This is a genomic window from Paenarthrobacter sp. AB444 (assembly GCF_028736865.1).
Lineage (GTDB): Bacteria > Actinomycetota > Actinomycetes > Actinomycetales > Micrococcaceae > Arthrobacter > Arthrobacter nicotinovorans_B.
This window is the reverse complement of sequence record NZ_JAQZBY010000004.1, coordinates 225704-236935: the sequence shown is the minus strand read 5'-3', so window position 1 is coordinate 236935 and position 11232 is coordinate 225704. Positions and strand designations below refer to the sequence as shown.

4 protein-coding genes are annotated in these 11232 nt (G+C 63.7%); 1 reads left to right on the top strand and 3 read right to left on the bottom strand.

Features of this window, described 5'->3' with window-relative positions:
* Positions 1–2: 2 nt before the first annotated feature.
* Positions 3–3593, bottom strand: a complete 3591-nt coding sequence (gene smc / locus PQ627_RS07615) for a chromosome segregation protein SMC (RefSeq protein ID WP_274259679.1) — start codon at positions 3591–3593, stop codon at positions 3–5.
* Positions 3594–3941: 348 nt separating this feature from the next.
* Between smc and PQ627_RS07610 the strand changes: the two genes are divergently transcribed.
* Positions 3942–8852 carry a DUF4082 domain-containing protein gene (locus PQ627_RS07610; protein WP_274259677.1) on the top strand — a complete coding sequence of 1637 codons (4911 nt, stop codon included), beginning with the start codon at positions 3942–3944 and terminating at the stop codon, positions 8850–8852.
* A 43-nt stretch (positions 8853–8895) separates the two neighbouring features.
* On the opposite strand, the gene PQ627_RS07605 is transcribed toward PQ627_RS07610, so the two are convergent.
* Together PQ627_RS07605 and PQ627_RS07600 are read right to left on the bottom strand one after the other, a co-directional pair.
* A complete protein-coding gene (locus PQ627_RS07605; protein ID WP_144659973.1) occupies positions 8896–9927 on the bottom strand; it encodes a PD40 domain-containing protein in 1032 nt (343 codons plus the stop codon).
* Complete coding sequence (locus PQ627_RS07600; protein WP_373458756.1) at positions 9924–11225, bottom strand: MFS transporter; 1302 nt, start codon at positions 11223–11225, stop codon at positions 9924–9926. The genes PQ627_RS07605 and PQ627_RS07600 overlap by 4 nt, the downstream gene beginning before the upstream one ends.
* Between the last annotated feature and the right edge of the window lie 7 nt (positions 11226–11232).

Sequence of the window (11232 nt, the reverse complement as noted above, 5' to 3'; positions counted from 1 at the left end):
AGCTAAGCCCCGGAACTGAGCCTCTGGCTGATGACAGTGGACACGCCGTCGCCCCGCATGGTGACACCGTATAGTGCATCGGCCACTTCCATGGTCCGCTTTTGGTGGGTGATCACGATGAGCTGGCTGGACTCCCGCAATTCTTCGAAGATGGTGATCAGGCGGCCCAGGTTGGTGTCGTCCAAGGCCGCTTCGACTTCGTCCATGACGTAGAACGGCGACGGCCTGGCCTTGAAGATGGCTACCAGCAGCGCAACTGCCGTCAGGGAGCGCTCACCGCCGGAAAGAAGCGACAAGCGTTTGATTTTCTTTCCGGCAGGACGGGCCTCCACTTCAATCCCGGTGGTCAGCATGTCATCAGGATCGGTGAGGACGAGTTTGCCCTCCCCACCGGGAAAAAGCCGGGCAAATACGTGGTCGAATTGGGCGGAGGTGTCGGCAAAGGCCTCCGTGAAGACCTGTTGCACCCTGTTGTCGACCTCTTTGATGATGTCCAGCAGGTCTTTCCGGCTCGACTTGAGGTCCTCCAACTGCGAGCTGAGGAACTGGTGCCGCTCCTCAAGGGCGGCAAACTCTTCGAGTGCCAGCGGATTGACCTTGCCCAGGGCTGCCAGCTCGCGCTCTGCCTTCTTCAGCCGTTTTTCCTGCTCTGAGCGGACGAATGGGATTCCCTCGACAATGGGTTCTCCGTTGGCGTCCACCGGTGCCCGCAGTTCTGCCCATTTGTCCGTGGTGGACCCTGCAGGAAGCGGAACCGGCTGGTCCGGACCGTAGTCGGCGATGAGCTGCTCAGCCGATAGCCCCAATTCATCCACGGCCCGGGTCTCCAGTGCCTCGATCCGCAGCCGCTGCTGGGTCCGTGCCATTTCATCCCGGTGCACGGAATCAGTCAGCTCGGCCAGCTCCCGGGCAAGGGTGTCATTGGCGGTCCGGACATCCGCAAGCTCCTTTTCGAGGAGCTCGCGCGTCTGCTCGGCCTGGTCGCGCTCCTTGGCCGCAAGATCCACGGAGATGTCGAGATAGCGCAGACTCTGCTCCACGGCCGAAACCACGGCGGCAGCACGTTGCGCTTGTGCCCTGCGGCGCTGGGCCCTTCGGGCGGCCTCTTCACGGGCCCGGCGCTCGGTGGCCGCAGCCCGTTCCAGGGAAGCTGCACGATTGCTGATGGCCCCGAGTTGCTCTTCGGCCGTGCGAAGGGCGAGCCTGGCTTCTGTTTCAAGGGTGCGGGCGGTCCGTGCGTCCGCAGCGAGTTGATCCCGTTGATCGGTGGATGGTTCCTCATCCGGGACCTCCTGGGCAGCGGCAAGGCGTTCAGCTGCAACTTCCAGGTCCAGCTGCGCTTCGGCGATGTTGGCCTCCGCCTTGGCCATGGACGCGGCAAGCCGCTCGCTTTCGCCCACCGCGCTGCGTAGGACGGAGTTCAGATGGCCCAGCCGTTCAGCGACAGCGGCAAGCCGGGCGTCGGATTCATGGAGCCTTTCCAAGGCGGCATCGGCACGGTCCTGTGCCTCGGCGCGACGGGACTGGGCCCCGGCCAGGGCGAAGCGGCCCCGCTCCAGCCTGGCAGTGACCTCTTGAAGGCGGGCGCCGGCGTCGTCGACAGCTGCCTGGACCTCCAGCAGGGAGGGCGCGGTAGCTGACCCGCCGAGGACCGTCACCGCTGTGAACACGTCACCTTCGATGGTGACAGCTTTCAGCCCCGGTTGCTCCCGGACCACCCGGGCCGCCGTCCTTACGTCGTCGACGACGGCGGTAGCGGACAAGAGCCGCAGCGCACCCTGGGCTGAGGGGTCGGCTATTTTGACGACGTCGGCGGCCCACCGGCAGCCAGCGGGCAGTTCGTTCGTACCCGCCAGGTCGTTGCCTTCCCCGCCATCCCCGGGCAGGGTGTCGGCCAGAAGCAGCGCCGCACGGCCGGCGTCGTCCTCTTTCAGCCTGGTGATTGCCGCCGCGGCGGCCTCCACGCCGGCCACCACCAGGGCATCCGAAGCACTGCCCAAGGCTGCGGCGATCGCAGTTTCGTAGCCTTGCTCTATGGTGACCATGCCAGTCAGCGGCCCGAGCACGTCCTCGGCCGTCAGCAGGTGACCGGAGCCATCCTTGCGGTTGAGCCCCAACTGGAGGGCATCGCGTCGGGCGGCCAGGGCATCGCGTTCCCGAATCGCGTCCCGCTCGGCGGCCTTGAGGTCTTCGATCTCCGCGATGACGGCGTCCAGTGCCTCGTTGGCGTCCTCGTACTCGGCGTCCAGGCTTTCTTCGCCATCTTCGGCTCCTGCCACCTGGGCTTCAAGTGCAGTAAATTCGCTGTGTGCCTGGCGGCGCCGCTCATCACCGGCCCCAAGGGACTCCCGCAACCGGCCACGTTCGGCCTCTGCCGCCTCCGCCCGGGATCGCGCTGCCGCAACCTGGCCGGCGAGCCGGGCAAGGCCCTCCCTGCGGTCCGCTGCGGCGCGCAACATACCGGTGAGGCGTTTGTCTTCGGCGGCTGCGAGCGCTTCGGCTGCGTCCTTGGCGACAGTGGCTTCCAGAAGCGCCGCCTGTTTGGCCAGGATGTCGTGTTCCAAGGCCGCTTGTTCTTCCCGGACCCTTGCCGCCTGGCGCTCCAAGTGTTCCGGGTCCCGGCCCGATTCGACGGCGGCTTCCGCGGAACCGAGCAAGCGCTTGCGTTCTGAGGCCAGTGAACCGAGCGAACGCAGGCGCTCCCTGCCGGCTGAGAGCTGATACCAGTTGTCGCGGGCGGCGTTGAGGCGGGGGATTGCCTCGGCAGCTTGCTGTTCAAGCTCCGCCTGGCGCCGCCGCCCCATCCCCAACCCGGTTTCGACCACCTTGCGCCGCTCTTTCAGCGCGGCTTCGTCAGCGACGTCCTTTTCCAGGCTGGTTGTCAGTTGTACGAGATCATCGGCGAGGAGACGCGCGCGGGCGTCGCGGACGTCGAACTGGACGGTCTGCGCGCGGCGGGCGATCTCGGCCTGCTTGCCCAAGGGTGTCAGTTGCCGCCGGATCTCTGCTGTGAGGTCGCCAAGGCGTGCGAGGTTCGCCTGCATGGCCTCCAGCTTGCGTACTGTCTTTTCCTTGCGCCGCCTGTGCTTGAGGATGCCTGCGGCCTCTTCGATGAATCCGCGTCGGTCTTCGGGTGTCGCGTGGAGGACACGGTCCAACTGGCCTTGGCCAACGATGACGTGCATCTCCCTGCCAAGGCCGGAATCGGAAAGAAGTTCTTGGATGTCCAAGAGCCTGCAGGCCGCACCGTTGATGGCATATTCAGATCCCCCGGTGCGGAACAGTGTCCTGGAGATGGTTACTTCGCTGTACTCAATGGGAAGTGCGTTGTCGGCGTTATCGATGGTCAGGGAGACGTGCGCCCGGCCCAGCGGCGGGCGGCCGGAGGTACCGGCGAAGATGACGTCTTCCATCTTTCCGCCACGCAGGGTCTTGGCGCCTTGCTCGCCCATGACCCACGCCAGTGCATCCACCACATTGGATTTGCCGGAACCGTTGGGACCGACAACAGCGGTGACGCCGGGTTCGAAGTCGAACGTCGTGGCCGACGCAAACGACTTGAATCCGCGGACGGTCAAACTTTTCAAATGCAAGGCGCTTCGGTTCTCCTGCGTGGCCTGGGTGTTTGTATCCCCTAAATCTACTGCTGTTCAGCTGAAATCCCCGGATCTGAAGCGGGAAAGCCTTGCGGCGGACATGCCACGCCCCTACACTCCTGCCAAGGGTTACTTTGGTGGGTTCGTTCCGGTGATCCGGCTTTGGCTTGAACTTCTGTTCGTCCGCAGCCGGGTCCGGTCCCGCAAGAGGAACGTCGATCCGCAAAGGACCCTGGGTTCCATAACTGAAGATCTTGGTTTGACCCTGGCTGGGGAGCGGCAAGCAGGGACTGCGCGCAGGCGCAGCACCGTCATTGCAATTGGCGTACCACCCCAGGAGTTCTCATGGCCGGTCCTTCAGCAACCCCATCCCAGCGGGCCCTCAAAGGGTTGCTTTTCCCTTTGGTCTTGGCCATGGTGGCGGCATTGCTGCCGCTGACCGCGCCGGCTGCTGTGGCGGCGGGTCCCTGTGACCCAGTAGTAAACGCCGTCGCTTGTGAGAACTCAAAACCAGGCAGCCCGCCATCGGAGTGGGACATCCTTGGCGCCGGTGATGACACCATCCAGGGCTTCTCCACCGAGATCAGCGTCAACGCCGGGCAGCCCATCCGCTTCAAGATCGACACCAAAGCACCCAGCTACACCATCGCGATCTACCGCACTGGCTGGTACGGCGGCAATGGCGCCAGGAAGATCGCCGACGTCACTCCTTCAGTCCTTCGACAAACCCAACCTGCTTGCCGCAGCGACGTTACTACCGAGCTGTACGACTGCGGCACATGGGCGGTCTCGGCAACCTGGCAGGTTCCCGCCACCGCTGTTTCGGGAGTGTATATCGCCCTGCTGACGCGACCGGACACGGGCGGGCAGAGCCACATCACCTTCATCGTCCGCAATGACGGCAACCGCTCGTCAGTGGTTTTCCAAACGGCGGATCGGACTTGGCAGGCCTACAACACCTACGGCGGTGCCGACTTCTATCAGGGCTCCGTCAACGGGCGGGCCTACAAGGTCAGCTACAACCGCCCGGTGAATACCCGTGGAGGCATCGGGGGCAGGGACTTCTACTTCGCCAACGAATACCCCATGGTGAGGTTCCTGGAGCAAAACGGCTATGACGTCAGCTACATCAGCGGCCTGGATGCCGACCGAAGTGGCGCTGAACTGCTGAACCACAAAGTATTTCTTTCCGTCGGACACGACGAGTACTGGTCCGGCCCGCAGAGGGCCAACGTAACTGCGGCCCGCGACGCGGGCGTCAACCTGCAGTTCCTCTCGGGCAACGAGATGTACTGGCGTACGCGGTTCGAGCCCTCCTCCGTGGACGGCGCCGCGGGTCGCACTTTGACCTGCTACAAGGAGACCTGGAGCAACGGAAAGATCGACCCCACCAGCCAATGGACCGGCACGTGGAGGGACCCGCGCTACGCCTCCCAGGCCAATGGCGGAGGCCTGCCTGAAAACGGTCTGACGGGCACGGCGTATATGTCCAACTACACTGACTTGCCCGTGACTGTTTCCGCCGCCGAAGGTAAGTCGAGGCTGTGGCGGAATACCTCTCTGGCTTCGCTGCCGGCGGGCTCGACTGCCGCCCTGGCACCTCACACTGTGGGCTACGAATCCGACGAAGACCTCGATAACGGTTTCCGGCCGTCAGGCCTGATCCAGCTTTCAACGACTGTGGGCAGCGTCAGTGAGTACCTTCAGGATTACGGGAACACCGTTAAGCCCGGGACTACCACCCACCACGTCACCTTGTACCGGGCGGCAAGCGGCGCCTTGGTCTTCTCTGCGGGCAGCGTCCAGTGGACGTGGGGTCTGGACCAGGAACACGACGGCGACGGCGCCGCAGCCGACGTGCGCATGCGGCAGGCGCAGATCAACCTGTTCGCCGATATGGGCGTACAACCGGCAACCTTGGCATCAGGCCTTGTGGCTGCGAGCGCGAGCACGGACGTGACCGGCCCCACCGTTTCCATCACGGCGCCGGCCAATGCCGCCACCATTGCCCATGGGGCGCCCGTGACGGTCACTGGAACGGCAACGGACAGCGGCGGCGTAGTAGCCGGCGTCGAGGTTTCCACCGACGGCGGCACCACGTGGCATCCGGCCCAAGGCAAGGGCACCTGGACCTACAGCTACATCCAGAAGGGCTTGGACACAGCCACAATTCAGGTACGGGCTGTGGACGACAGCGCCAATATCGGAGCGGTGGCCACCAGGAACCTGAACCTCAATGGCCCATACAGCGTGTTCGGTCAAACGGTGCCTGCAACTATTGATTCCGGGGACGGCGGCGCCTACGAGATGGGCCTGCGATTCACTCCCTCAGTGGACGGCTTCATCACCGGCGTCCGCTTCTACAAGAGCACGGCGAACACCGGAACCCACATCGGGTCCCTGTGGAGCTCGACTGGCACCCGCCTGGCAACTGCAACCTTCGCCAACGAAACCGCCTCGGGTTGGCAAAGCGTGCTCTTCAGCCAGCCGGTAGCAGTTTCCGCAGGGCAGAAGTACACGGTCTCCTACTGGGCGCCCAAGGGGCATTACGCTACGAAGGACTACCAATGGGCGAGTTTTGGGTTCAATGACCCACCCCTGAAGGTTGTCGGTGGTTTCGGAGCCGAACCTGCGGGTGTCTACAACACCTCGCAAGGCTTCCCAACCACCAGCTTCAACGGCGGCAACTACTTTGTCGATGCCCTCTTCAGCACTGTCGATACCTCCCCGCTGACGGTTAATGGGCAGTCTCCCATCCCGTCGTCGTCGTCCGTGGCTGTGACCACCAAGGTGAGCGCCTCGTTCTCCAAGCCCGTCACTGCGGCCAGCGTCCAACTTTCCCTTAAGTCTTCAGCTGGACCTGTAGCGGGAACTACGAGCTACGACGCAACCACTCGGAAGGCCACGTTCACACCGACCTCCCAGTTGGCCTACAGCACTGTTTACACGGCAACGTTGGCCGGCACCGACAGCACCGGAGGCCAGGTAACGTCCGGCGGTACGTGGACATTCACTACCGCGGCCACGGCTTCGGTCCCGGGTTCGTGCCCCTGCAGCCTCTATGACGACACCGTGACACCGGGCATCGCGGAAATCCAGGATGGAGTGCCGCTGACTTTGGGCGTCCGCTTCACCAGTGTCTCCGCCGGGCAGGTCACCGGTGTCCGCTTCTACAAGTCGGCCGGAAATACCGGGACACACACTGGCGCCCTTTACACCGCAGGCGGGCAACAGCTGGCAACGGTAACATTCGCCAACGAAAGCAGCTCCGGGTGGCAGACGGCGATGTTCAGCCAACCGGTCCAAATGGCAGCCAATACTGAGTACATTGCAAGCTACAAGTCGCTTACAGGGGCTTACTCGGCAACCACCAACGGCTTTGGATCAGGCATGAGCGTAGGGCCGCTGCGGACAGTTTCCGACGCGGGAGCCTACTCCTACAGTGGAGACTTCCCTGCCTCCCGGTCCACCGCCAGCTACCTCGTGGACGTAGTGGTGGTGATCTCCGCTCCTCCGTTCACCGTCGGCAGCCAGTCCCCCGTTCCGAACGCATCGAGCGTCCCGGTCAACACCACGGTCAGTGCGGTTCTTTCAGAAGCAGCAGTTGCCTCAAGCGTCGGGCTGACCCTGAAGACCGCGGCCGGCGCTGCGGTTGCCGGAACCACCACGTATGACACAACCACCCGCAAGGTCACCTTCACTCCGGCGGCTGCCCTGGCGGCGGCTACGTCCTACACAGCCACGGTGACGGCGACGGCGTCGTCCGGACAACCGATGTCCTCCGGCGGTACGTGGCAGTTCACCACGGTCCAGCCCGCGGGTACACCCGGTTCCTGCCCCTGCACTCTGTACGACGACTCGGTGACTCCAACCACCCAAGAGGTCAATGATGGCGTGCCGTTGACCCTGGGCGTCAGGTTCACCAGCGACACTGCCGGACAAGTGACGGGCGTACGCTTCTACAAGTCGGTCGGCAATACCGGCACCCACACCGGGTACCTGTACACGGTGGGCGGCCAGGTCCTGGCGACAGTGACGTTCTCCAACGAATCCAGCACCGGGTGGCAAACGGCTACGTTCAGCCAGCCGGTGAACATTCAAGCCGACACAGAGTACATAGCCGCCTACAAGACCACCACCGGTAAGTATTCCTACACTGCTGGAGGCTTCGGCGATGGCTTCACCCGGGGCCCCTTGAAGACCCAACCCGATTCCGGGGCCTACTCCTATAGCAGCGACTTCCCGAACACGGCGTCGACTGCCAGCTACCTGGTGGATCTGGTCTTCACCGTGGCGGTCCCACCGCTGACCGTCACCTCGCAGGTGCCCGCTCCGGGAGCCACGGCCATTCCAACCGACGTCAAGCCCTCGATCACGTTCTCTACTGCCATCAATCCGGGCGCAACGTTCACGCTGACTGCGAACGGCTCGTCGGTGGCAGGAACGGCGGCATTGTCAGCTGACGCACGCACCATCACGTTCACTCCGGCCGCGGCCCTGCCTGCCAGCACCCAGATAACGGTCAACGTTTCGGCCGTGGCAACCCCCCAGGGGCAAACCCTGCCCCCAACCACCTGGCAATTCACCACAGCAGCGGCAGCTGTCCAGCAATCAACCATTTTTGGCTCGCTGCTTCCCCAGGTGGCATCCAACTCCGATTCGCTGTCAGTCGAGCTGGGGACAGCCTTCACCGTGTCCCAAGCGGGAAATGTCACTGGGATCCGGTTCTACAAAGGAACCGGAAACACCGGTACGCACGTAGGTTCGCTCTGGAATTCCGCAGGTACCCGGCTGGCGCAGGTGACATTCACCAATGAAACAAGCACCGGCTGGCAGACGGCCACCCTCGGCACCCCCGTGGCGTTGTCCGTCGGCCAAACGTACGTGGTTTCCTACCGGGCGCCGAATGGCCACTACTCCTCCACTCCAGGGTTCTTCAACCAAACATGGACCAGCGGAGTGTTCACGGCATCGGGACCGAATAACGGCCGCTATCGGTACGGCTCGGGCGGCGTCATGCCGACGAACTCCTGGAACGCCACGAACTACTTCGTGGACGTGGTGTACTCCACCAGCGCTCCAGCCCAGCAGGCGGCGACCGCGTCTCCCTCCACCACGGCCACTCCGACGGCGACAGCGACGCCAACAGCAACTGCAGCAGCAACAACGACGTCAACAGCTACTCCGACGCCGAGTCCGTCTCCCAGCCCGACGCAGTCAGGCGGACTCGTGTGCGGGGTGCTCCGGCTCTGCTGACCTCCCGGTCACAGGACGGGCGGTTGGCCCGCATGGACATCGTTTACCGAACAACACTGGGCGACCAAGCATGGGCAATGAACATGCTTGGCTGCGCCCCGGGCTCGGTGCCCAGCTTCCAGATGTTGCTGTCGCCATCGGTGGTCTCGTCGGGCAGCCCGTACAAAAGGCTCTGGTTATCCAGCCATTCGATCTGATCATCGACACTGCGCTTTTCAGCGAGGACATTCTCGCGTCCCGTAGCGAGGTCAAGAACGGCGACCTTCCAATGCGCTGCCAGCGCACCGCCGTCGTTCTTCTTGTACGCGATCCGGGTGCCGTCCGGTGAGATGGAGGGGCATTCGACGTTGTCATGGACAGCCGTCAGCGTCTTCGCGGACAGGCTCCCCCGCACCAGCCAGATGCGTCCGGAGGAGGCCGCTGTGGCATAGAAGGCGTCGGGCTGGCCCGGGACGAAGGTCACACCCCAAATGTTCCGGTCGGTGGCCTGGAGCCGCTCCCCGTTGACAAGCAGGGCGAAATCCTCGAGGTTGCCTGACGACGTGCCCCCGGGGATGGTGATTTCCGTGGCGGTGGAAAAGCCCGCCGTGGCATAAGAGTGGCCCGTGACGAACACGGTGGTGGCAATCCTGGAACCATCGGGAGTTACCCTGGTCCTGCTGGGTATCCCGGGCAGCGGCCAGGCCCTTTGCTGCTCCCAGGTGCTGTTGAAAAGCCGGGCTTCAAAGGAAGTGACCAGCCCTCTGTTGGTTCGCAGGCACACGACGCTCTCCATGGAGCCATATACGCGATCACACTCCTGGTCGCTGATGGCCCGGGTGCCGTCAGGGGCTGACAATGAGACCGTTGCGGCATGTCCGTATCCCTGTCCGGTTGCCGTGTTCCGGAAGAGCACAAACGGAGTCCGTGGAAGTTGACCGCCCTCCGAGGTTCCCACGGAAGAGGCCGCCGTCCGGCTCTCTTCGAAGCGTTGGTACGCTCCCACGGCATAAATTCCAGCAGCAACCAGGACCACTATCGTGACCGCCAGGAGGGCGCCCCACCGCGCCTTGCCTTCGGCGGGCTGATCCTTCATACGGCGTCGTCCACATCGACAGGGGCTGCACTGCGGGCACCTCGGAGGATGAAGAACACCGCCACAATTGCACAGGCCAGCAGTACCCCTGCCACTGCCATCGCCGTGGAAGCACCCACCGCGTACCACAACACGCCGAAGCCGGCGGAGGCGGCCATCCGGCTCAGGGCGACGACGGTTTGAGCGGAGGCGATCCCCGTCGCGAGCTTCCCCGACGGCGTCAGCTGACTGGCGAGCGCGGCAAGCACCCCATCAGTGCCTGCGTAGAAAGCCCCCAGCAGGACCAAGCAGGCCGCTGTTGCCCACAGCCCCCCGAAGGGTGCCGCCGCCAACAAGTAGGTGGCCAGCAACGCACCATGCCCCGCCAAGAAAACCGGGATCTTGCCTACCTTGTCCGCCAACCTTCCCAGCGGGATGGCCAAAGCGAGAAACACCACATTGGTCCCGACGAACAGCAGCGGAAACCACTGGACGGCGAACGAATCCCTGTCCTGCAACACCAGATAGATGAACCCGTCGCCAATGGTCACCAGGCCCAGAAGCCCCGCGGCGATGAGCAACCTGCCCAAGCCCGGTTCCCTGAGATGGCTCCAGGAGAAGGCGAAAAGCCGGCGCCCCTCCCGTACCCCCGCCCCCTTTAGTGCCCGCGCCTGGACATCGGGGACTACCAAGGCGAGGACGGCGACACCGATCACCGCAAAGGCCAGAGACACTACGAAAACCGTGCTGAAGCCATTGGGAATCAGCAACAGCACAACGAAGGCGATCAAAGGCCCAGCTGCCGCTCCAATATTGTCGAGCATCCGGTGCACGCCGAAGGACCTGGCCAGATGCTCGGGTTGCGCCGACGTGGAAATGAGCGCGTCCCGGGGCGCCGTGCGGATACCTTTTCCGATGCGGTCACCGGTCACAATGGCCGCAATGGCCCAAAAACCTCCGGCGAACAGGAATCCGATCCTGGCAACCATGGACAGTCCGTAACCGGCCAGAGCTACCCGCTTGGGGTGGCCGCTGCGGTCCGATGCCCATCCTGCAGCGATCCGGACGATGGCACTGGCACCTTGGTTGATGCCATCAATAAAGCCGAAGGCAATGGTCGACAGGCCCAGGAAACCCGTCACGTACAAGGGCAGGATCGCCGACACCGATTCCGAGGACACATCCGTGACCATACTGACAATGCCGAGCCACAGGATGACCGGAGACAAGCGGAACGGCACCTCGGTTGATAGTGCCGTTCCTGTCCTCTGTGGCTTGTCCCGTTTGCCGCCGCTGCGGTCCGAAAGGGAAATGTACATGGGTACC

Excerpts from the sequence above, each read along its gene's own strand:
- PQ627_RS07610 (WP_274259677.1), top strand. The coding sequence starts at position 3,942 with ATGGCCGGTCCTTCAGCAACCCCATCCCAGCGGGCCCTCAAAGGGTTG.
- PQ627_RS07605 (WP_144659973.1), bottom strand. The coding sequence starts at position 9,927 with ATGAAGGATCAGCCCGCCGAAGGCAAGGCGCGGTGGGGCGCCCTCCTG.
- PQ627_RS07600 (WP_373458756.1), bottom strand. The coding sequence starts at position 11,225 with ATGTACATTTCCCTTTCGGACCGCAGCGGCGGCAAACGGGACAAGCCA.